20 protein-coding genes and 1 pseudogene are annotated in these 22484 nt (G+C 55.9%); 6 read left to right on the top strand and 15 right to left on the bottom strand.

The window, feature by feature from the left end; genetic code table 11:
- Window positions 1-36: 36 nt before the first annotated feature.
- The 3 genes from fhuB to LG301_RS16110 are packed head-to-tail and all read right to left on the bottom strand — an operon-like array spanning window position 37 to window position 3663.
- On the bottom strand, window positions 37-2031 hold the full coding sequence (gene fhuB, locus LG301_RS16120; protein ID WP_404472157.1) for a Fe(3+)-hydroxamate ABC transporter permease FhuB: 1995 nt from the start codon (window positions 2029-2031) through the stop codon (window positions 37-39).
- Entirely contained in the window at window positions 2021-2842 is an 822-nt protein-coding gene (locus LG301_RS16115) for an ABC transporter substrate-binding protein (protein ID WP_404472156.1), read from the bottom strand. Before LG301_RS16115 ends, fhuB begins: the two co-directional genes overlap by 11 nt.
- Before the next feature lie 53 nt (window positions 2843-2895).
- Window positions 2896-3663 carry an ATP-binding cassette domain-containing protein gene (locus LG301_RS16110; RefSeq protein ID WP_404472155.1) on the bottom strand — a complete coding sequence of 256 codons (768 nt, stop codon included), beginning with the start codon at window positions 3661-3663 and terminating at the stop codon, window positions 2896-2898.
- Between the two features lie 188 nt (window positions 3664-3851).
- On the opposite strand from LG301_RS16110, the gene LG301_RS16105 reads away from it, so the two are divergent.
- Window positions 3852-6053 carry a TonB-dependent siderophore receptor gene (locus tag LG301_RS16105; RefSeq protein WP_404472154.1) on the top strand — a complete coding sequence of 734 codons (2202 nt, stop codon included), beginning with the start codon at window positions 3852-3854 and terminating at the stop codon, window positions 6051-6053.
- Between the two features lie 67 nt (window positions 6054-6120).
- Here LG301_RS16105 and fhuF read toward each other — a convergent pair whose 3' ends face one another.
- Both fhuF and LG301_RS16095 read right to left on the bottom strand, forming a co-directional pair.
- Window positions 6121-6834 carry a siderophore-iron reductase FhuF gene (gene fhuF / locus LG301_RS16100; RefSeq protein ID WP_404472153.1) on the bottom strand — a complete coding sequence of 238 codons (714 nt, stop codon included), beginning with the start codon at window positions 6832-6834 and terminating at the stop codon, window positions 6121-6123.
- A gap of 147 nt (window positions 6835-6981) precedes the next feature.
- Window positions 6982-7344, bottom strand: a complete 363-nt coding sequence (locus tag LG301_RS16095) for an accessory factor UbiK family protein (protein ID WP_404472152.1) — start codon at window positions 7342-7344, stop codon at window positions 6982-6984.
- A 348-nt stretch (window positions 7345-7692) separates the two neighbouring features.
- Here LG301_RS16095 and LG301_RS16090 point away from each other — a divergent pair, with 348 nt between their 5' ends.
- From LG301_RS16090 to glnK, 3 genes are all read left to right on the top strand, one after another.
- Window positions 7693-8031, top strand: a complete 339-nt coding sequence (locus tag LG301_RS16090) for a P-II family nitrogen regulator (RefSeq protein ID WP_263066804.1) — start codon at window positions 7693-7695, stop codon at window positions 8029-8031.
- Between the two features lie 60 nt (window positions 8032-8091).
- Window positions 8092-9339: an ammonium transporter gene (locus LG301_RS16085; RefSeq protein ID WP_404472151.1), complete on the top strand. Its 1248-nt coding sequence runs from the start codon at window positions 8092-8094 to the stop codon at window positions 9337-9339.
- 196 nt (window positions 9340-9535) lie between these two features.
- Window positions 9536-9874 (top strand): P-II family nitrogen regulator, encoded by a 339-nt coding sequence (glnK, locus tag LG301_RS16080; RefSeq protein WP_009098335.1) that lies wholly within the window; start codon window positions 9536-9538, stop codon window positions 9872-9874.
- Between the two features lie 110 nt (window positions 9875-9984).
- Here glnK and LG301_RS16075 read toward each other — a convergent pair whose 3' ends face one another.
- Window positions 9985-10761 carry a ferredoxin--NADP reductase gene (locus LG301_RS16075; RefSeq protein WP_404472150.1) on the bottom strand — a complete coding sequence of 259 codons (777 nt, stop codon included), beginning with the start codon at window positions 10759-10761 and terminating at the stop codon, window positions 9985-9987.
- Window positions 10762-10955: 194 nt separating this feature from the next.
- Here LG301_RS16075 and LG301_RS16070 point away from each other — a divergent pair, with 194 nt between their 5' ends.
- Window positions 10956-11882 (top strand): LysR family transcriptional regulator, encoded by a 927-nt coding sequence (locus LG301_RS16070; protein ID WP_263066813.1) that lies wholly within the window; start codon window positions 10956-10958, stop codon window positions 11880-11882.
- Here LG301_RS16070 and LG301_RS16065 read toward each other — a convergent pair.
- The 4 genes and pseudogenes from LG301_RS16065 to LG301_RS16050 form a co-directional block, all read right to left on the bottom strand.
- The gene (locus tag LG301_RS16065; protein ID WP_404475308.1) at window positions 11879-13996 is read right to left on the bottom strand and encodes a methyl-accepting chemotaxis protein; all 2118 of its coding nucleotides are present in this window, start codon (window positions 13994-13996) and stop codon (window positions 11879-11881) included. The two genes, LG301_RS16070 and LG301_RS16065, sit on opposite strands and share 4 nt — an antisense overlap.
- A 152-nt stretch (window positions 13997-14148) precedes the next feature.
- A complete protein-coding gene (locus tag LG301_RS16060) occupies window positions 14149-16017 on the bottom strand; it encodes a methyl-accepting chemotaxis protein (protein ID WP_404472149.1) in 1869 nt (622 codons plus the stop codon).
- Window positions 16018-16093: 76 nt separating this feature from the next.
- Complete coding sequence (locus LG301_RS16055) at window positions 16094-16525, bottom strand: host attachment protein (RefSeq protein ID WP_404475306.1); 432 nt, start codon at window positions 16523-16525, stop codon at window positions 16094-16096.
- Between the two features lie 127 nt (window positions 16526-16652).
- A pseudogene (locus tag LG301_RS16050) lies at window positions 16653-16877 on the bottom strand (phosphonate ABC transporter, permease protein PhnE); the annotation flags it as partial.
- Between the two features lie 169 nt (window positions 16878-17046).
- Here LG301_RS16050 and LG301_RS16045 point away from each other — a divergent pair.
- Window positions 17047-17658: a histidine phosphatase family protein gene (locus LG301_RS16045; protein WP_404472148.1), complete on the top strand. Its 612-nt coding sequence runs from the start codon at window positions 17047-17049 to the stop codon at window positions 17656-17658.
- Here LG301_RS16045 and LG301_RS16040 read toward each other — a convergent pair.
- The 5 genes from LG301_RS16040 to LG301_RS16020 form a co-directional block, all read right to left on the bottom strand.
- Window positions 17655-18050, bottom strand: coding sequence for a RidA family protein (locus LG301_RS16040; RefSeq protein ID WP_290951323.1), 396 nt, complete (start codon window positions 18048-18050; stop codon window positions 17655-17657). The genes LG301_RS16045 and LG301_RS16040 overlap by 4 nt on opposite strands.
- Window positions 18051-18151: 101 nt before the next feature.
- Window positions 18152-18880 carry an amino acid ABC transporter ATP-binding protein gene (locus tag LG301_RS16035; protein WP_263069750.1) on the bottom strand — a complete coding sequence of 243 codons (729 nt, stop codon included), beginning with the start codon at window positions 18878-18880 and terminating at the stop codon, window positions 18152-18154.
- A gap of 85 nt (window positions 18881-18965) precedes the next feature.
- Window positions 18966-20066, bottom strand: a complete 1101-nt coding sequence (locus tag LG301_RS16030) for an amino acid ABC transporter permease (RefSeq protein ID WP_404472147.1) — start codon at window positions 20064-20066, stop codon at window positions 18966-18968.
- A 21-nt stretch (window positions 20067-20087) separates the two neighbouring features.
- Entirely contained in the window at window positions 20088-21278 is a 1191-nt protein-coding gene (locus LG301_RS16025; RefSeq protein WP_404472146.1) for an amino acid ABC transporter permease, read from the bottom strand.
- Window positions 21279-21378: 100 nt separating this feature from the next.
- Window positions 21379-22404: an amino acid ABC transporter substrate-binding protein gene (locus LG301_RS16020; protein ID WP_404472145.1), complete on the bottom strand. Its 1026-nt coding sequence runs from the start codon at window positions 22402-22404 to the stop codon at window positions 21379-21381.
- Window positions 22405-22484: the final 80 nt, after the last annotated feature.

The following is a 22484-nucleotide window of genomic DNA, read 5'->3' as shown; positions in this document are numbered from 1 at the left end:
TTAACTTAGCGTATTTAGGTAGCGCTGGGTAGAGTCTTACATGCGCGCAAGCCGCCACATGAAGTAAGCGCCGCCAATCAATGAAGCGATCAATCCTGCGGGGATCTCCTGTGGAAATAGCCACTGACGCCCAAGCCAGTCAGCACTTGTCATAATAAGTGCTCCTATTAACGCGGCACTTAGTAGGTGCGCGCGAGCCTGTTGAAACCCCAGCATTTTGGCAAGGTGCGGTGCGAGCAGCCCCACAAACGTGAGTGGGCCGACAATCAGCGTGGCGCTAGCGGTGAGCAATGCGACAACGGCGAGTAGCGAGAGACGGGCGCGGCGCAGGGGTAAGCCGATGGCGGTTGCCGCCTCGCCGCCAAGCGGTAAAATCGCCAGCCAGCGGCAAAAGAGTAGGGTAGAGGCGATACCCAAGGCGGCGATAACGGTGATACCGAGGGCGCCTGCCGGCGTCGCATAATACGTTGAGCCGGAAAGCCAGGCGAGCACCTGCTGGCCGCGAGGGTCACCACCGGCAAGAATATACGCGCGCACCGCATCAAACAGCGCGGTGATGGCCACGCCAGTGAGCAGCAGGCGAGACGGTGTAAACCCACTTCGGTAGTTAAAGAGAACCAAGATCCCCAGCGTCACGAGTGCGCCGAGTGTGCCGACGGCTAAGAGCATAGCGGGGCTGGGTGAGGAGACGGTGTAGATGGCGACGATCAGTGCGATGGCACTGCCACCGCTGACACCTAGAACCTCAGGGCTTGCCATGGGATTGGAGGTCACGCGCTGCAGCAGTGTACCCGCGAGAGCGAGCAACACCCCGCTACTTGCAGCGGCCAGCAGGCGAGGCCAGCGCCACTGAAGCACGTGTAAGCTGTCTGCATCGACCCAAAACCAGCCCTTCGCGCCTTGGCCTAACAGCAGGGCAACCAGCACGCTGAGTAGCGTTAGCCCTATGAGAATGCCGCTACGGCGTCCTATAGGAGAAGCGACGTGTACTGGTAACCCACGCGCTGCGCTTGGAGTGTTCAGCGGTAAACGCGCTATTAACCACAGCAATAGCGGCGCGCCTAGCGCCGCCGTGGCCGCTCCCGTGGGGATTAACGTTGGCAGCATGTTAGGAATCTGCTGTAAGGCTAAGTCTGTGCTGGCTAAGAGTAAGGCGCCTAACAGCATGGCGTATATAACGCGTTCGCCCAGGTGCCGGGCACCTGCGAGCCGGGCCAAGTTAGGAGCGGCTAAACCGATAAACCCGATAATGCCCACCACGCTCACAACGCAGGCAGTCATAAAAACCGCCACGCCGAGTCCAGCCAGGCGGAGCACTTTGAGTGAAGCACCGAGACTGCGCGCTGACGCATCATCCAGTGTGAGTAGCTGCAGCGGGCGCAGCAATAATAACGCTGCAAAGGCACCGAGCAGCAGGCGAGGCCACAGGAAGCTAAGGTCATGCCAACCATTTTGTGCCAGCGACCCAGCTCCCCATATCAAAAGTCCCTTAAGCGCTTCTTGGTGAAACAGTAGCAGCACCATGCCCAAGGCGCCCGCGTAGAGGTTCATCACCAGCCCCGCCAATACGACAACGGGGGGAGAGAGTTCACTACGCCAAGCGAGGAGAAAAACGCCGCCCATGGCCGCGGCACCGCCCGCAAGGGCTACCCATTCGCGCCCCCACTCCAACAGCCCAGGAGCGAATAGTGTGGCCATCATCAAGCCAAGGTTGGCACCGCTGGCAACCCCCAGCGTGGTGGGGGAGGCCAGCGGGTTACGCAGCACCTGCTGCATCAATACCCCGGCTAATCCCAAGCCAGCGCCTGCTAGCAGGGCCATCGCAAGCCGTGGCCAGAAGCTAAAGTGGATGACCGCAAGCGCTGGCGATAACGGCGCGTCTAATGACCAAAGCTGGCGAACCGCCTCGCTAAGTGCAACAGGCGAGAGCGCAGAAACGATAAGCAGTGCGGTCAGCGCGGCTAACATCAGCGTCAAAACGCTGGGTTGATAGCGCGTTGGCCCGCTAGACGTTAACGCATTAATCGTCATGCGCTGCCTCCAGGGCGGACACCAGCGTGCGTGCAAAGCGCTGTGCAGAAGGCAGCGCCCCAAAACTCCACACCGGCGGTAAGGTGATGACGCGTCCTTCGCGCACGCTGGGTAAGTGCTGCCATAGGCCGCTGTTGGCCAGCGCTGCCTCGACGCCAATGGGAAGAGGCTCGACCACCACCAGCTGGGCATCTGGGTAGGCGGCTAACGCCTCGATACCCACCAGGGAAAAGCCCCAGGCGTTGGTGGGCGCTTGCCAGGCATTGGCAATGCCCAGCTGCTCTAAAACAGCGTGATAGAGGCCGTTTTTGCCAAATACCCGGACGTGACGCTCATCCATAAACTGCACCATCAATAAAGGGGCGGTGGTCGGAGCGCGGGCTTTCAGACGGCCGATTAGCGCTTGTGTTGCCGCAATCAGGGCCTCTGCTTGCCGCTCGCGGTCGACCTGCTCACCCAGCTTTCGTGTTAGCACCTGCATTTCATGCCATGTATCGCTGTCTGGCTGGTAAAGCGGCAGCGGCTCAACGGGTGCGATGCGCGATAGTCGCGCGGTCAAATTGCTGAACATGGGCGAGATAAAAATGGCATCAGGCGACAAGTTGGCGAGTAACTCTAGGTTAGGCTGGGTGCGCAATCCCAAGTCGACCACTGTTTCTGGGACACGCGGTTCATCGACCCAGGCGTGGTAGGCATCAATTTGCGCTACGCCACTTAACGGTGCGTCCAGCGCGATCAACGTTTCGGCGAGCGTCCAATCCAGCGTGGCCCACCGTGGCGATGCGGCACTGCTTAAGGTGCTGACGAGCATCAGACCCCAAAATATGAAAAAAACCGGAAGGTGATGAAGCAATCGCGTGCGCATCAAGCCACCACGGCAATCGGACGTTCAGAGGTGGGGTGAGGCACGATACGCATATCGATGCCGTAGATGGCGTGTAATGTGTCGCGCTGCATTAAGCGTGCTGGGGGGCCATCGGCTAAGAGTCGACCGCTATGCAGTGCGACCAGGCGGTCGCAGTAGCGGGCGGCCATATTAATATCGTGCAGCACGATGATGACGCCTAATTCAAGCTCGTACGATAGCCGTTGAATAAGGGCTAATACCTCGACCTGATGGGCAATATCGAGCGCGGCGAGGGGCTCATCCAATAGCAAAAATTGGCTTCCCTGTGCAAGTAGCATGGCGAGCCAAATGCGCTGGCGTTCGCCACCGGAGAGCGTATCCACCAGCCGGCCAGCCAGTGCCTCTGTGTGCGTGAGTATAAGCGCCTGTTCGACGGCTTCGTGGTCTTTAGCGGTGTGACGGCCTAGTAGCCCGTGCCATGGATAGCGCCCCATCGCGACCAGTTCACGGCCGGTTAAGTGCTCGGTAGGGGGGAGGTGCTGAGGTAGATACGCCACTTGGCGGGCGAATTCACGCTGACCCCAATCGCTAAGGCGGCGCTTCGCAAAACGAATGTCGCCGTGAGAAGCGAGCTGCTGGCGCGCCAGCAGTTTTAGTAATGTGGACTTGCCTGAGCCGTTGTGGCCAATCAAGCCGCATACCTGGCCGGGTAAGAAAGTAGTGGTAGTGGCGTGTAGCAGCACTTTATTGGCAACCTGAAAGCCCGCGGCGTTCACTTCAAACATAGTGCCTCTCCCGCCCATGGACTTAGCGATAGGTAGATAAATCAGCAGAGGCGAATTCTAAACAAATAAAAATATTTATCAAACGCATTATCATTTAGGAATAATTGTCGTTGAAGCTTTACATGATAGTGATTACCATTTGCCTCTTTAAAATATCACATAACGATACCCACAGAGGCCTGCGTCTCATGCTTGATCCTTTGCTTAAAGCTTCCCTCCTATCCGCTCAGGTAACACCCCGTAAACCGCTGGTAAGTGCTATTCGGCAAACGCTGTATATGTCTGCGGCTGGCTGTTTTGCCTTCGGGGCTTCGCCACTGTTAGCCCAGGAAGACACCGCCGCGCTAGACACGGTAACCGTTCAGGCTGAAGCCCTTTCGGTGGTTACTGAGGGCACGGAAAGCTACAGAACGCCTCTCACCAGCACGGCAACCGGCCTGGATCTCACGCCGCGAGAAACACCTCAGTCGGTATCGACGGTAACGCGTGCCGAAATAGATGACTTTCAGCTAGATACCATCAATGACGCGCTCGAAAGCGTGCCCGGCGTAACAGTTGAGCGGTTGGAAACTGATCGTACCTACTACTCTGCGCGTGGCTTTGAGGTTTCTAACTTTCAGGTCGATGGTCTGCGGGTACCGATGCCCTATAACAATGTGCATGGGGATATGGACACCGCGATTTACGACCGCATTGAAGTGGTGCGCGGTGCCACTGGGTTGATGTCTGGTTCAGGCAATCCGGCGGCAACGGTTAACTTTGTACGCAAGCGCCCCACTGAATTGCCACAAGCTTCTATCTCCGGCGGGCTGGGGGCATGGGGCCACCGTCGGTTAGATGTGGATGTTGCTGGGCCGCTGGATGAGGCGGGGCGTATTCGTGGGCGGCTTGTCGCTTCGGGCATGCAGAGTGATTCATACCTGGATCGTCTCAGCCGGGAACGAGGGCTGCTCTATGGCGTGGTAGAAGCCGATGTAACGGATACGACGCAGCTAACGGTGGGTCATACCTGGCAACAAAATAACACCGACGGGAATATGTGGGGCTCACTGCCGACATACGATTCGGCGGGCAACCCAACCGACTACGCGCGCAGTACGTCCTCCGCGCCGGAATGGTCGTACTGGGACGGCGAAACCCATCGTAGCTTTGTCGAACTGACGCAGCAGCTCACCGATACGTGGTCGTTGAAAGGGACGGTGACGCATCTGGATATGCTCTCTGACACCCAGCTGTTCTATATTTATGGCGCTCCGGATGCGGCAAGTGGACAAATCGACAGTAGCCAGCTGACCTTGAGCCAGTACGAGCGCCATCTAGAGCAGTGGATAGCGGATCTGCATGCTAAAGGCAATGTGGAAGCGTTTGGACGTACGCATCAGCTCATGACGGGTATCGATTGGAGTCAGAGTCGCAATCAGCAGGAGTCGCGTTATCCTACTTCGTTAGCCGCGACATCACTGCCTTGGCTTGATGAGTGGGATGGTCGTTATCCTGAACCCACCAGTTGGGTGGCTTCTTCTACATCGGTTGGCGATGCGACCATTAAAGAGCGCAGTATTTATGGAGCTGCCCAGCTGGATCTCGCCGATCGCTGGACGGGCGTTGCCGGTACTCGGGTCAGTTGGTTTGATACCACTGGGGAGCAGTACGGGGCCTCTCAAGCAACCGAAGCGAATGGGGTGGTCACGCCTTACCTGGGGGTGATTTATGATGTGACCGATAACGCATCGCTCTACGCCAGTTATACCGAGATTTTCTCCCCGCAGACCGAAACAGACCGCAGCGGCCAGTATCTCGACCCTATCGATGGCGAGGCTCAAGAGGTCGGTATCAAGGCGGATATGTTTAATGGCGGTGCCGATGCCTCGCTCGCCGTGTTTCGTATCGAACAGGATAACGTGGCACAGCCAGACGGCACGCTGCCTGATGGTACCTCCGTGTATGTGGGCGGTAACGGCATCACCAGCGAAGGCGTTGAGGCGACACTTGCCGGTGAGCTAGCCCCGGGCTGGCAAGCGAGCATCGGCTATACCTACCTTGAGGTTGAGGATGCGGACGGTAATGCTGCCAACACCTATATTCCCCGCAACATGGTGAGGGCCTCTACCAGTTATCGCCCAGCTAATATGGATCAGCTTAAAGTGGGTGCCCGGCTGCGCTGGCAGGATGCGATTGAGCGTGAGCAGGACTTAGCCGAAGGTAAAACGCGCCAAGACGCCTATGCGCTGGTCGACTTAATGGCTAGCTATGATTTTAGCGAGCGGTTAACCGGTTCGCTGAACATTAATAACGTCACGGATGAGAAATACCACACCAGCCTCAAGTGGGATCAAAGCTTTTATGGCGCACCGCGACATGTAATGGCCAATATTACTTGGCGTTATTAAACGCGCTGTTTGCTTCCATCTTTACGTCCACGCCCGTGCACCGCGCGGGCTTTTCTATGTCGGCTTTTTAGTGGCGACGCTTGCAAGCAATCGGGCAGTTATCGCAATAGCCAAGCGCAGGAATACGATAGCGCAAGCAGCAGAGGCGCCGCTTGCGTTTACCATCGGCGCCCTCGTTAATCGGTTGATAAAGCGGGTTTAGCTGGCCATTGGGGCGCTGGCGTTTGGTTAAAATGGCATGGGCTTCAGCCAGACGCTGCGGCTTAGCGCTGGGATGCGCGGCGAACAAATCGGTGAAGTAATCAAAGTAAGTGCCGGCGTTGTTCCAAAACACCCGAGGGGATACACCGGAGACCGAGGCCAGTGTCTCAATAACAGGGGTTAGGTGCGCGTCTATCAATAAGGAGAAAACGGCAAAAGGCTCGCTGGTTTGTGGCGCACTGCCCTCGTGGGCAAAATGGAGCCGTTCGGTACGGCGGCTATCAGAGAGATGCAGTGCCACTTGGTTAAGGGCTAAGGGAAGCTGGCGATTTAGCAGAAGATGCGCGGCTAATGCCGGTGCCACCACGGCGCTGAAATGCCACCGCGACCAAAGCGAGGCGCTGGCCTTTAGGTCGTCGCTATTTAAGTCAGACGCACCAAAATGCAGCACATGCTGGCGTAATTGCGAGGCGTCCGATAGCGCTTCGCCCGGTAGTAGCGGCGTTGGGGGCCGTGGCCCGAAAGAGGGCGCAGTGAATGCGCTAAGGGCATCTTGATAGAGCCACTGCAGTGACGACATCGGCACTCCTTGAGCAACACAGGCAACGATTTGCCGTGCGCTACAGTAGCAGGAGAGGCACAGTTGTCAATGATTGTGATTATCATTTTCATCACAAGGCGGTGGTAAGCGTCTCAGCTCACTACCGCCGTGGTGAAGCGCTAGCGGTTACTCTTCGGAAGCGTTTGGCTTCTCAGCAGCACTTGGTTGTATAGGCTTGGTCGTGTCAGTGTGCTCAGGTGTTGGCGGGGCCTCGGCTTCAAGCGGCGTGGTGTTGTTTGCCACAGAGGCTTCCACTGCTGCTTCAAGGCTGGCCACTTGACGCTCCAGGGCTTCAACGCGAGAGCGCGTGCGCTGCAATACATCCATCAAAATATCAAAGTCTTCCCGTGAGACTAGCTCCAGCCTGTCAAAGGCACCACGCACGACTTGCTGCACGCCTTTTTGAATATCTTCCGGGGCTTGAGACGCGTTCTGCAAACGATCCCCAATTTGCTGGGCTAAACGGCTGATGCGATCTTGAGGCGCCATTGCTCTCTCCTTAAATGACCACGCATAAATGGTTACTGCTTACCAATAAGGATACGCAACCCACCGTCGATGCGCATGTATCGTTTGCAAATTAGCGTCTGACCACTCTTGATCAACGCCGTGCATCGAAATGAAGCGCCTTGCGTTTATTAATGTTCATTTATGGTGCAAGTGACCAAGTGGCGGCGGCTGCTAAGTCTTCCTTGCCGCAGGGTGCGCTGATTTTTTATGAAACAAACTGCTGACTTATAAGAAAAAAAATGTGGGTGGCACGGTATGCGCATTAACGGGACAAGGCGTTAATTCGGGCGGCGTGGCCGCTATCTCATCCAGCAGGGGAGAACCGGGATGAAACTCATCACCGCTATCATCAAACCATTCAAACTTGACGACGTTCGTGAAGCGCTCGCCGATAACGGCGTTCAGGGCATCACGGTGACGGAAGTAAAAGGCTTCGGTCGTCAAAAGGGGCATACCGAGCTGTATCGTGGCGCGGAGTATGTGGTCGATTTCTTACCCAAAGTGAAAGTAGAAGTTGCTGTCGATGATGCGCGCCTGGAAAGCGTTCTCGATGCGATTTGCAGCGCGGCGAACAGCGGCAAAATCGGCGACGGCAAGGTGTTTGTAACGCCATTAGACGATGTGATCCGTATTCGTACCGGAGAGCGCGGCGCTGACGCTGTGTAAGCAACGCTCTGTGGTCTGTTTTTTACGTATAACTTCTCTTAAAGCAACGGGGAACACCTCATGAATGAGTTAGCTGATTTGAGCTATGCGCTCGATACGTTTTACTTCTTGATTTGCGGCGTGCTGGTCATGTGGATGGCCGCCGGCTTCTCAATGCTTGAAGCTGGTTTGGTGCGCTCGAAAAACACCGCCGAAATTCTAACTAAAAATGTCGCGCTGTTTGCCATTGCCTGCACCATGTACCTGCTGGTGGGCTACTACATTATGTATTCCAGCAGCGCGGGTGGCTTCCTGCCCAATCTAGGCTTCTTAATTGGCGCTGAAAACAGCGTGGATGCGGTCACCGCCGGTGGCGACGATGCGCCGTACTACTCCATGCGTTCTGACTTTTTCTTCCAGGTAGTGTTTGTCGCCACCGCGATGTCGATTGTATCGGGTGCGGTTGCAGAGCGTATGAAGCTGTGGGCGTTCCTGGCCTTTGCGGTGGTGATGACCGCCTTTATCTATCCGGTGTCTGGCTACTGGACCTGGGGCGGCGGCTGGTTGTCTGAGGTCGGCTACTCTGATTACGCGGGTTCTGGCATTGTTCACTTAGCGGGTGCTGCGGCTGCCTTAGCCGGTGTACTGGTGCTTGGCCCACGTAAGGGTAAATACGGTAAAGATGGCTCTATTCACGCGATTCCAGGCGCCAATATGCCGCTGGCAACGCTGGGTACCTTCATTCTGTGGATGGGCTGGTTTGGCTTCAACGGTGGTTCGGAGCTGAAAATGTCCGACATCAGCTCAGCTAACAACGTTGCTCAGGTATTTGTTAACACGAATGCGGCGGCGGCGGGCGGTGTGCTTGCTGCGCTGATTCTCGCCAAGCTGTGGTTCCGTAAAGCGGATCTCACCATGGCGCTTAACGGTGCCCTGGCCGGTCTGGTCGCGATTACCGCTGATCCGCTGTCACCCTCTGCGCTTGGCGCTGCTGTGATTGGTGCAGTGGGCGGCTTGATTGTTGTCGTGGCTATCGTCTCGCTGGACAAGCTGAAGCTTGATGATCCGGTCGGTGCGATCTCGGTACACGGTGTGGTGGGTATCTGGGGCGTACTGGCAGTACCGCTGACCAATGGCGATGCTTCTTTCGGCGCACAGCTAATTGGTATTGTGGGTATCTTTGGCTGGGTATTCATCGCAAGCATGGTGGTATGGCTGGTGCTGAAAGCCATCATGGGGATTCGCGTTAGCGAAGAAGAAGAGTACGAAGGTGTCGATATCGCGGAGTGCGGTCTTGAAGCCTACCCCGAGTTTAGCGTTAAGAAATAAAGTATCAGCATACTCACGCTAGCCAGGCCTCCCCATGTGGGAGGCCTTTTTGCCTGAGGGCATTCTTGCCATCCATTGGCGTTGATTTTTTATTCTCTGCCGGTAGCGGTGTATGCTTAATAGCAACGGGTGATGGGCTTTAACACAGTGGCCCGCCAACCTTCGACAATAGGCCACGAAGCTAGAGGATGTCGCAATGAAATTGATCTCAGCCATTATCAAGCCGTTTAAGCTTGATGACGTACGCGAATCGCTCTCTGATATCGGCGTGCAGGGCATTACGGTAACGGAAGTAAAGGGCTTTGGCCGTCAGAAAGGGCACACAGAGCTATATCGCGGTGCAGAGTACGTAGTGGATTTTCTGCCCAAGGTGAAATTAGAAGTGGCGGTTGATGATGATATGGCCGAACAGGTCATTGACGCGATCACCCAGGTCGCTAATACCGGCAAAATCGGCGATGGTAAGATTTTTGTCATGCCGCTGGAGCAGGTGATTCGTATCCGTACCGGTGAAACCGGTAAAGACGCGGTTTAACCGCGACGGGCGCTCAGCCGCCTAATATTACCAAAACGCCCCGCTAAACAAGCTGTTTAGCGGGGCGTTTCATTTCACGTAACGGCGCCTAGCGCGGTGATGACGGGGGGTTACTTCTCGACGAATGCACGCTCAATGACGTAATCGCCCGGCTCGCCCATCCGCGGGGAGATGTTCAGGCCCAGCTCGTCAAGCAGTGCGCTGGTGTCGTCGAGCATGGCGGGGCTTCCGCAGATCATGGCGCGGTCTTGGCGCGGATCAATCGGCGGCAGGCCAGTATCTTCAAACAGCTTGCCACTGCGGATATGGTCGGTTAAGCGGCCCATGGTGTGGAACTCTTCACGGGTGACCGTGGGGTAGTACACCAGCTTCTCGGCGATCTCTTCGCCCAGATATTCGTGAGCAGGCAGCTCTTTGGTGATGAAGTCAGCGTAAGCCAGTTCAGACACTTCGCGCACGCCATGCACCAGCACTACTTTCTCAAAGCGCTCATACACTTCAGGGTCTTGGATCAGGCTCATAAATGGTGCAAGACCGGTGCCGGTGGAGAGCATGTAAAGGTTACGACCCGGCAGCAGGTCGTCGCATACCAGCGTGCCGGTGGGCTTGCGGCTGACCATGATTTGATCGCCCACTTTTAAGTGCTGAAGGCGTGAGGTGAGCGGGCCATCGGGCACTTTAATGCTGAAGAATTCCAGGTGGTCTTCGTAGTTGGGGCTGGCAATAGAGTAAGCGCGCATCAGCGGTTTGCCGTTCACTTCCAAACCGATCATCACAAACTGGCCGTTCTTAAAGCGCAGGCTGCGTTCGCGAGTGGTGCGAAAGCTAAACAGCGTATCGTTCCAGTGGTGAACGCTGAGAACTTCTTCCAGGGCAAACTTGCTCATGCTAACTCCTTCAGTGGACAAAGGGCCTAGGCCTTATCTGGCATATTCTAAAAAAGAATAAAAAATAGCTAAATATGATGCTGCTAATTCTAAATAAAGGGTGGTATATCTGTTAAGCAAATTATCTTGATAACGCTTATCTTTAAAATAGATATAGCGTTTTTCGCCGATCACTCTACAGATAGGTTCTGGTCATGCACTACACCTTGCGTCAGCTAGAAGTCTTCGTGGCCGTCGCTCAGCACGAAAGTGTTTCCCATGCGGCGCGTGCCCTTGCGATGTCCCAGTCCGCGACCAGTACGTCGCTCGCGGAGCTGGAACGCCAGTTCGACTGCCAGCTTCTTGACCGTATGGGAAAGCGGTTGAAGCTTAATGCACTAGGCTTTCAACTGCTGCCGAAAGCAGTGGCCTTGCTGGATAGGGCGGAGGAGGTAGAGGAGCTGTTGCGCGGCCAGCAGGGCGTGGGGTCGTTAGAGGTGGGCGCCACACTGACCATTGGCAACTATCTCGCCACGCTGTTGATCAGCGACTTCATGCAGCGCTACCCCGGCAGCCGCGTGCGACTGGCGGTGCGCAATACGCGCCATATCATCGAAGGCGTGCGCCAGCACTCGCTGGATTTGGGGCTGATTGAAGGGCAGTGCGATGATGAGATGATTATCAGCCAGCCCTGGGTGGAAGATGAGCTGTGCGTGTTCTGCTCGCCGCGTCACCCGTTGGCGGGTCGCGAGCATCTGGAGCTTGATCAACTGTTGCGTGAAGACTGGATTATGCGCGAGGAAGGCTCTGGCACCCGCATGACCCTTGAACACGCGGCACGGCATCGGCGTAGTCGGTTTAACACTCTACTGGAGCTGGAGCATACCGAGGGTATTAAGCGAGCGGTAGAGTCGGGCCTGGGGATTGGCTGCGTTTCCAGGCTAGCCCTGCGCGATGCGTTCCGGCGCGGCAGCTTAGTGCCGCTGCCCACGCCGGAGTTAGACTTAAAGCGTCAGTTCACGTTTATTTGGCACCGCCACAAGTACTTAACCACTGGCGTGCGCGAGTTCCTGCGGCTCTGCCGTGAGATGACCGCGGGTGCCAAACGCAGCGATGATATTCCACTGCCGCCGATTCCTTAACGAGCGCTGAGCGCTGGCGCAGGCAGGGTGGGCTGGCCCTGTGCATGGCGGCTTTCTTGTGCTTCAAGCGTGAAACCACCCACCAGAGCATCGAGCCGGTTCGCCTGATCTTTTAGCTGTTCGGCAGCGGTGGTGGACTCTTCAACGAGCGCGGCGTTTTGCTGGGTCATCTGGTCTAGATCGGTGACGGCAATGCTTACCTGGCTGATGCCATCGTTTTGCTCGCGTGCGGCCGTGCTGATATCGCCCAGCATTTGGGTAACGCGCGCCACGCTTTGCGCCAGTTCATGCATCGCCGCCTCGGCATCACGTACCATCTGGGTGCCGCTTTCTACCTTGCCTGCCGAGGCATCGATGCGTTGGCGAATATCTTTGGCGGCATCGCTACTGCGCGAGGCCAGCTTGCGCACTTCATCAGCCACCACGGCAAAACCTCGACCATGCTCTCCAGCACGGGCCGCTTCTACGGAGGCGTTCAGCGCCAGCAGGTTGGTCTGGAACGCGATGCCATCAATAACGCTGACAATGCTCTGAATTTCATCTGAGTTGGTGCGAATCTCCGTCATCGTCGCGACCACCTGCTCAAACGCACTGTCAGTGCGGGAGGCTAACGCCGAGGCCGTTTGGGAAAGCCCGCTGGCTTCCTGCGAAGCGTGGGTGGTGTGGCCAACGGTGCTGCTGATCTCTTCCATTGCGGAAGAGGTCTGTTGCAGGCTGGCGGCGGCCTGTTCGGTACGCCGAGAAAGATCGTGCCCTCCTTGGGTAATTTCATTGGCCGCATGGTTAACCGCTTCGCTGCTGCGCCGGACATCCAGCAAGATGGTTTGGATTTTCTCCGCGAAGGCGTTGAACTGCTCTGCCACGGCGGCGCTTTCGTCGCGACCATGAACAGGCAAGCGTTGGGTGAGATCACCGTGCCCTGTCGCGATCTCTTCCATGCGGTTGGCCAAGCGCTTAAGCGGGCGTGCGATACGTCCTCCAATCCACCATAGCGCGAGGATGCCAACAGCGGCGAGTAGAAGCCCCACGAGGGTCATACCCAGCGTGTTTTGCTGGCGCTGGTCACTGAGCACGTCTTGCAAGGCGTTGAGTTCGGCGAGCACGACGGATTCTGGCAGCTGCAGAACCAGCACCCACGGCTGCTCCGTATTGCCAATGGTGATCGGCTGATAGCGCTGAAACATACCGTTAGTCATGCTGCTGAAGAGACGGCCTTGTGCTGTGGCTTCGGCAATGCCCGCCAAGGCGGTGTCGCTCAGCGAATTGCTGGCGGGAAGGCCGAGCGCCTCTTCACCGTTGGTGTCCGCCACTAGGCCGCCGCGACCTGCCACCAGCGCCATACGACCGGCGCCGTTATAGAGCGTCTGGTTAGCCTCGTTTAACAGGGTTTGAATAAAGTTCAGCGCCAGGTCGACCCCGGCCACGCCACGAAATTCGCCATCCACTAAGATCGGTGCGTTAAACGAGGTCACCAGCTGGGTCTCGCCGCCGTAATCGTAAGCGGCAGGGTCGATCACACAGGGGGCTAGGGTCTCGCGGGGGCAGAGGTAGTACTCGCCTTCCCGCACGCCGCTGGCTAGACGCGTTTCGCTCTCTACGGTGTCACCTAGCGGTAAGACTTCGAGCGAGCCGTCCCCGGTGCGATACCACCAGGGCATAAAGCGGCCACTGCCGTCGTGGCCGTAGCGTTCGTCGCCTGCGTAGCGAGCGTCATCCCCAAAGGCGTTGGGCTCCCAGCCGATAAACGCATCCAACAGTGCCGGGTTGTCAGCAACGGTTTGGCGCACAAGGTTTGATAGCTGGCGGCGGCTCAGATGGAGCGCGCGAAACCCTTCTTCGTCTTCGATGCCCATCAACGCATTGGTGGAGGCGAGCTGTGACGCAAGGGTCATCGCTTTGTCGAGTTCTCGACGGATACGCTCACCTTCTGCTTCCGCAATGGCGTTTAAGCGGGCATCCAGAGCGCTCTCCATGAGTTCACTGGTGTGATCATCCACGGTTTGCTGGGTGTGAGCCGCCGCGATCAAGTTATAGACCACCATGGCGGCCACAATAGCTAACAGGCAGGGGCCTGCTAGCGCTACAACGAACGAGCGTAACGAGCGGAAATGCATAGGGAGGCGATCCAGTTTTAGCAAGAGGCTAATGAGCGCATCAAGTGCCATCTTTTCTTCTGGTTAGTAGAACAAAGAGGCATGACAAGCGCATGACATGGCCGCCACCGTGGGCGGGGACGCCGGGGCGGCCATGGGTGAGGTGCAAGCGGTTAGAACGTTTCAGGCGTACGGTGCTCGACGTGCGCCACCTGTAACGCGGGCGAGGCGGATGTCGAGAGTTTGAAGCTACTGATCGTGCCGGTCAGGTGATCAGCTTGCTCTTTTAGCTGTTCGGCAGCAGTGGTGGACTCCTCCACCATGGCGGCGTTTTCTTGTGTCATTCGATCAAGTTCAGCCACCGCGATATTCACTTGGTTAATGCCGTCGCTTTGCTCGCTAGTAGCAGCGTTGATCTCTTCTAGTACGTCGGTCACGCGGGTAATGTGCGCGACAATATCCTGCATCGTCGTTCCTGCATTCTGTACCAACGACGTGCCATTATTGACTTTGGTTTGCGAGTCTTCGATCAGCGTTTGTATGTCATTGGCGGCTTCGCTACTTCGCCCTGCCAGCTTGCGAACTTCGTCGGCCACCACGGCAAAGCCACGGCCATGTTCGCCCGCACGGGCGGCTTCCACCGAAGCGTTAAGGGCCAGCAGATTGGTTTGGAAGGCAATGCTGTTCATGAGCGTGACAATTTCACCAATCTTATTCGAGGCTTGAGAAATGTCTTCCATGGTTGTGACCACATTGGCCACCACTTGGCCGCCTTCCTTCGCAACGTTTGACGCTGCATGGGAGAGCTGATTGGCTTCTTGGGCAGATGCAGCGGTGTGCTGCACGGTGCTGGTAATCTGCTCAACCGACGCAGATGTTTGCTGCAGGCTAGAGGCTGCGTTATCGGTACGCCGAGATAAGTCCTGGCCGCCCATAGCAATTTCGTTGGCCGCATGATGAACCGCTTCACTACTCGTGCGCACATCCAATAACACGGCTTCCATTTTGCCCACAAAGCGGTTGAAAGCGCTGGCAATTTGGGACACTTCATCGTTGCCTTCTTCCGGCAGGCGTTGAGTTAAATCGCCTTCACCGGAGGCAATGTTATCCATCGCGTTACGCACACCGAGCAAGCGGCGAAGCAGCAGAGAAAGCAGCATACTAAAGACCACCGCGGTAATAGCAGCGACAATCAAGAGGGTGATTATCGATGTCGATGCAATCGCGCGTAGGCCTGCAGTGGCTTCGTGTTGATCAAGTGCCACCACGAGCTGCCAATCGGTATTGCCGCCAATTGGGTGGCCAAGGAGCAGCTTACTGTCACGGCCTTCTAACGCTAGCGGTTGTGGTGTGGTGGCCGCGGCAAGTTGTTGCAGATAATCAGGGGTTAACTCATGGCTTAAGACGCTGGCTGGCTCAAGGGTAAGTTCACTGTTGGGATGGGCGACGAGCGTACCGTCACCCGTTACCAAAAAGCCAAAGCTTGCAGGCGTGGGGGCGATGCCTTCCACAATGGCCACCATGTCGCTGATATTAACGTCTGCGCCTATCACCGCATGAAGCCGATTGTTTTGATAAAAGGGTCGGGCAAACGTCACCACAAGGTCGCCGGTTTGGGCATCGACGTAGGGAGCGGTGACGATGGTGTCTCTGCGATTTACGGCCTCTTCAAACCAGGGGCGCTCACGGGGGTCGAAGTCTGCGGGCGGCTCCCAGCCGTTGAAGAAAATTGTCTCACCGCTCTGGGCATAGCCTATATAGGTCGCCATAAAGTCGCCGGAGGTGGTGAGCTGACGTAGCGCCGCCCGAGGGTCGTCGCTCAACGCCGCCTCTTCCATGCCGGTTAGCATAGTGCCTCGTGATGCAATCCACTCATAAAGAGCACTGCTATTGCCGCGAACAACGGCGTCTAGGTTGCGCGAAATCTGTTGAGCATTGTGGTGTTTAACCGTGGTGTAACTGGCAATGCCGTTAATTATTAGCGCAAGGATTATTGCTGTCAGAGCAGCAAGTAAGATTCGTACGCGAAGGGAGGAAAACATGGTCGCTCTCTTGAGGATGGCTGGATACCATCGCTCTATCGGCGGGAGCGACCACTACTTAAATAACGCCGGACAATTAACGTAAATCGCTGACCGCATTTTGAATGTCGGCCAGCGACGCTTTACTTAAATCTTTTGAGAGCGAGTGTATGACCAGCTTTTGGGTAGGGTTATCGAGCTTCTCACGCAGTAGCCCCAAAAATTTCGGAGGAGCGACCATAATGAGCTTTTCCATGCTGTTATCGACGCGTGCGCTATACAAACGCTGTGCTACCTCTTTCGCGAACAGCTCGTTTTCATGCTGAGAGGCAGCGCCCTCTTCACCGGAGGAGCGTGACGTGGTGGACATTGACTCATGCATATCGGCACCGCGACGGTCAGTAATCAGATCACCCTCATGCAGCCGTCCTTCGGCGTGTACCAGGCTTTCCTGTTCAACGAGATTGAGCGCATCACGGGTGAAAATACGTGCTCGAGCGGCATCGGCTACCACAATATAGGTGGTCATCGTCATACGTCCTCCTTGTCGTTAGTTACCCTCTAACCATGGCAAGCGTTTGCCGTTTGGTCAAACACCTGCGGTGGTTATAACACCTTGCTGCGCAGCAGGCTGGTAATCGCTTCGCCAATCAGTACCAGCGCAGAATCACGATGGCAAAAAAGGCCGGCATTACCTGGGGCACAATGGCGTAGGCGACGACTTTCGCTTTGGAGGTACCGGTAGCTTCCATCGTTTCCACCGGGCGGCTGGAGACCAGAATAAAGCGCCTTAGCCACAGGCAAGCACGGTTGGGGGTGGTGTTCTGGGCGGCGATATAAGCGACTGGCAGCGCCAGAGCGACGGGCGCTTGCAGAAACGTGATGTTTCCATGGTTAGCCTCTTATGTGCGTTATTTTTGTGTGGTGCTATCCACTATTGAATTCGGTGCTTTCTTTTGCCCGGCGTGTGTTTCGCAAGTGGACATTTGCAGCGCTAGATGTTTATTTTTCGAAAACGATCTTCTTCAATCTAGGATTTGTTACAAAGATATGTCAAACACTTTCATCACCTCCTCCCCCTACCATTGGCGTAACCGCTATCTCTTAATGCGCCATGGCCATAGCCAAGCGAATGAGCAAGGGCTCATTATTAGCTCGCCTGAACGGGGGCTTGGCGGCTTTGGTTTGTCAGCGACAGGGGAAGAACAGCTATCGCGTGTCGTTATGCAGTGGCGCTGGCAGGCGCCGACGAAGGTAGTGCACTCGGACTTTCTGCGCACTACACAAACCGCTGAACGAGTCGCTACAGCGTTTGGCCTAACGCTTGAGAAAGAAAAACGGCTACGTGAGCGCTACTTTGGCGAGCTGGATGGTCAGGCTGACAGCCACTATCCAAGCGTATGGGCGCACGATGCGCAGAGTGCGGATCACCAGCAGTGGCAGGTAGAAGCGGTCAGCAGCGTCGCCGCGAGAATGTACGCCGTGATTGAGGCGCTAGAGCAGCAGTGTGAAGGCGAGACGGTACTGGTCGTGAGTCATGGTGACCCACTGCAAATACTGCTCACGGCGCTGGCCAATAAACCGCTGACGCAACACCGAGAGCAGCCTGCCCTGCAGCCAGCCAGTATTACGATGCTGAGTATGACTGGGCTGGGAAGCTAGTCGGTTTTTTGAGCGGGGGGAATCCAGGCAATCATGTCCACTTCTACATCGGCGCCTCCGGCAAGGCCGGTGACGCCAATACAGGTACGGGTAGGCAGCGGTTTCTCGAAGTAGCTGGCGTAAACACCGTTCACCTCGTCAAAGTGGCCCATGTTAGTAATAAACACCCGTGACTGAACCACGTACTCAAAGCTGCTGCCCACTTCTTCCAGCACAATCGCTAAGTTTTGCATGACGCGGTGGGTTTGTTCGGTAAACGTTCCCAGCAGCATTTCGTTGGTTTCCGGTACGGTAGGCATTTGCCCGGTAATAAAGACCAAGTCGCCTACGCGGCAAGCGTGCGAAAAGGGCGCAATCGGCTGTGGGGCACGGTCGATAAATAGCTTTTCCATCTTACATTGTCTCTCTTATGTTGATGCGCTGGCGCGGTTAGCTATGTATGAAATACAAAAATGGGCCTGCAGGAGGCCCATTATCTTACCCATTGCTTTACTTAGTGCCCCAAAATCTGGCTTAAGAAGAGCTGGGTACGTTCTGATTGTGGGTTATTGAAGAACGGCTCGGGCGCGTTCTCTTCAATGATTTGCCCCTGATCCATAAAAATTACCCGGTCGGCGACGGTTTTTGCAAAGCCCATTTCGTGGGTCACACACAGCATCGTCATGCCTTCTTCGGCCAGCTCGACCATAACGTCCAGCACTTCCTTGATCATTTCTGGGTCAAGGGCAGAGGTGGGTTCGTCGAACAGCATGACGTCAGGGTGCATGCATAGCGAACGGGCAATGGCGACCCGCTGCTGCTGGCCGCCGGAAAGCTGACCGGGGTACTTAAGCGCCTGCTCGGCAATGCGCACTCGCTCTAGGTACTGCATGGCCATTTCTTCTGCTTCGCGGCGCGGCTTTTTTTGCACCCACATGGGTGCGATGCAGCAGTTTTCCAGCACGGTTAAGTGAGGGAAGAGGTTGAAGTGCTGGAACACCATACCTACGCTACGGCGGATCTGCTCGATACGCTTCACGTCTTGGGTCAGCGGTACGCCGCCCACCACGATATCGCCCTGCTGATGTTCTTCTAAGTGGTTGATGCAGCGAATCAAGGTTGATTTACCCGAGCCAGACGGCCCGCAAATCACGATACGTTCGCCGCGTTTTACTTCTAGGTCGATATCCCGCAGCACGTGGAAATCGCCGTACCATTTGTTAACGCCGCGCATTTCAACCATCAGGTCAGACGTGCGGGTGTCAGAGATGTTGGAAGCTGCTTGAGTCATGTCTTTATCCTGCTAAAAATCGTTAATAAAAGCGGCGTTAGCGCTTATGGCCGGTGTGCAGCTTGCGTTCTAAATACTGGCTATAGCGCGACATGCTGAAACAGAAGATCCAGAACATGAAGGCGGCAAACACATAGCCTTCCAGCGAGAAGCCCAGCCAGCGTGAGTCGGCCAGCGCCGCTTGCACGATCCCCAATAGGTCAAATAGCCCAATGATCATGACCAGGGTGGTGTCTTTAAACAGTGAAATGAAGGTATTCACGATGCCGGGGATCATCATTTTCAGTGCCTGGGGAAGCACGATTAGCCCCATGCGTTTCCAGTAGGTCATGCCCAGCGCCGCCGCTGCCTCTTCCTGGCCTTTCGGGATGGCCTGTAAACCACCACGGATCACCTCGGCCATGTAGGCACTTTGGAACAGCGTCAAACCGATCAGCGCGCGTACCAAGCGATCGACGCTCATGTCGGAGGGCAGGAACAGCGGCAGCATCACCGAGGCCATAAACAGCACGGTAATCAGCGGCACGCCGCGCCAAAACTCGATAAACACCACGCAGAAGCTTTTCACGATGGGCATATTGGAGCGCCGCCCCAACGCCAGCAAGATCCCAATGGGCAGTGCGCCCACCATCCCAACAGTGGCTAGCAGCAGGGTTAGCATAAGGCCGCCCCAGCGGTGCGTAGGCACCTGGGTCAGACCAAAATAACCGCCGTGCAGCAGTACAAACGAAATGACCGGGAAGACTAACAGCGCAAAAACAGCCACCCAGCGTTTGAGAGGCAGCCGCGGTATCGCCAGCCAAGCAATCAGTGAAAAGAACATGGCAAACACGATATTGGCGCGCCAGGTCTCCTCGCTGGGATACAGGCCATAAATAAATTGGCTAAAGCGAGCGTTGATAAAGACCCAGCAAGCGCCTTCCCGTGAGCAGTCATCACGAGTGGTACCAATCCAATCGGCATTTAGAAATGCCCACTGCACGGTGGGGACCACCAACAAATACAGTATGTACAGCCCGATCAGCGTAAAGAGGGAGTTGATGGGGCCATTGAACAGATTGGCACGTAGCCAGGCAACTGCTCCAACCGAACGGTTGGGGGCTGGCCGTTGCTCAATCATGGTTTGATTATGAATCATGTAAACATCCTCACCGTCGGCCTAGCGTTCAACTAGCGCCACTCGGGCGTTGAACCAGTTCATAAACATGGACACCAGCAGGCTGATGGTTAGGTAAACCGCCATGGTCATCGCAATGACCTCAATGGCTTGGCCGGTCTGGTTCAGCGTGGTACCGGCAAACACTGAGACAAGATCGGGATAGCCGATGGCGGTGGCCAGCGATGAGTTCTTGATCAAGTTCAGATATTGGCTGGTCAGCGGCGGAATAATCACGCGCAGCGCTTGAGGGATAACCACTAAGCGGAGTACCAGGTTGCGCGGCAGGCTAAGCGCCTGGGCAGCTTCCGTTTGCCCGTGGGAAATTGCTTGAATACCCGAGCGGACAATTTCAGCAATAAATGAAGCGGTATAAATCGACAGTGCCAGCCAAAGGGCAAGGAACTCAGGGATGACCGTAATGCCACCACGGAAATTAAAGCCGCGCAGTTCGGGCATTTCCCAGGTCACCGGCACTCCGGTAGCAACGAGCACTAACAGCGGTAAACCAAATATGAGTGCAAACGAAATCCAGTAAGCCGGCAGGCGCTTCCCGGTGGCTTCATGGCGACGCTTATTCCAGATAACCAGCGCAATGCTGGCAATAATAGCGATGAGGAACGTGATTGGGATTAAGCCAAAACCAGACTCAAACAGTGGCTGTGGTAAATACAGGCCGCGTACATTAAGAAAAATCGCTTCACCAAAGGCCATGCTATCTCGGGCGCTTGGCAGCGTGCGCAGCACCGCGAAGTACCAGAAGAAAATTTGCAGCAGCAATGGAATATTGCGGAAGGTTTCGATATACGCTGCGGCCAGCTTAGCAAGCAGCCAGTTGGGTGATAGGCGGGCGATACCGACAATAAAACCGATGATGGTCGCAGCTAATACCCCTAAGCCACCCACCAGCAGCGTATTGAGCAAGCCAACAAAAAAGGTGCGGCCATAGGTGCTTTGAGAGGAGTAGTCGATCAGACTCTGCACGATCCCAAAGCCGGCGGTGTTGCCTAAGAAACCAAATCCGGTGGTGATACCACGTGCGGATAAGTTGTCTTGGACATTACCGACAATGTAGAGCAAAAAAGCTGCCACAGCGGCAACCAGAAGCAGCTGGAAGATAAGCGCACGTTTGGCGCGGTCTCGCCAAAACGGCGGCTTGTGGCCAGCGGGGCGAGTGTTAGGGCTTACAGACATGGAAGGCGTCTCCGCGATACGGACGGTCAATCAAATGGCCCGCCAATCCCCTAGAAATCGCTACTTGAGCAGGGTGGCGGGCCGGGGTCAAACGAGACGCTTAGCGAATCGGCGGAGCGTACTGGAACCCACCTTGGTTCCACAGGGCATTCACACCCCGTTCAATTTCGAGCGGAGAACCCATGCCGACGTTGCGCTCAAAGCTTTCGCCGTAGTTACCTACCTGGCTCAGGATGTTGTAAGCCCAATCGGCTTCTAAGTTCATGCCTTCACCGTAGTTGCCGTCTTGGCCCAGCAGGCGAGCAACATCCGGGTTATCAGAGCTGAGCATCTCTTCGGCGTTTTCGCTGGTTACGCCGTACTCTTCACCGTTAATCATGGCGAATAATGACCACTTAACGATGTTGAACCATAGGTCGTCGCCTTGGCGTACTACCGGGCCTAGCGGCTCTTTAGAGATAACGTCGGGCAGAATCATGGCGCCCGCGGGGTCGTCCAGCTGAATGCGCAGTGCCGCTAACTGGGAGGTATCGGAAGTGAGAACGTCACAGCGGCCAGCTTGGAAACCGCCCACGGTTTGTTCAGAGGTATCGAAAACGATGGGGTCAAACTCCATGCCGTTGGCACGGAAGTAATCCGCCAGGTTCAGCTCAGTCGTGGTGCCAGACTGAATACAAATAGCGGCGCCATCCAGCTCAGATGCACTGGAAATGCCTAAATCACGGGAGACCATAAAGCCTTGGCCGTCGTAGAAGTTAACGCCAGTGAAGTTCAGGCCCAGCGTTGTGTCACGGGTGGTGGTCCAGGTGGTGTTACGTGACAGAACGTCAACTTCGCCAGACTGCAGGGCCGTGAAGCGCTCTACAGCGTTCAAGGAGATGTAATTTACCGCATCCGCATCGCCGAGAACGGCTGCTGCTACGGCACGGCATACGTCAACATCAAGCCCTTGCCAGTTACCTTCATCGTCCGGGGCGGAAAAACCTGGCAGGCCGTCACTAACGCCGCACTGTACGGCACCCCGCTCAAGGGTATCTTCTAATGTATCCGCTTGGGCAGTGGCGACACCGGCCAACGTGATAGCACCTGCGGAGGCCAGCAGTACCAAGTGTTTCTTGTTCATCATGATTGTTCCCCTTCCTCGATTTAATGTCGTTATGCATGCAGATGCATGACACTAAAAGCTAGCAAGGAAGATGCCAAAAA

This window comes from Vreelandella venusta (assembly GCF_044809155.1).
Taxonomy (GTDB): domain Bacteria; phylum Pseudomonadota; class Gammaproteobacteria; order Pseudomonadales; family Halomonadaceae; genus Vreelandella; species Vreelandella venusta_B.
The sequence above is the reverse complement of the archived record's forward strand: the minus strand, read 5'-3'. Positions and strand labels throughout refer to the sequence as shown.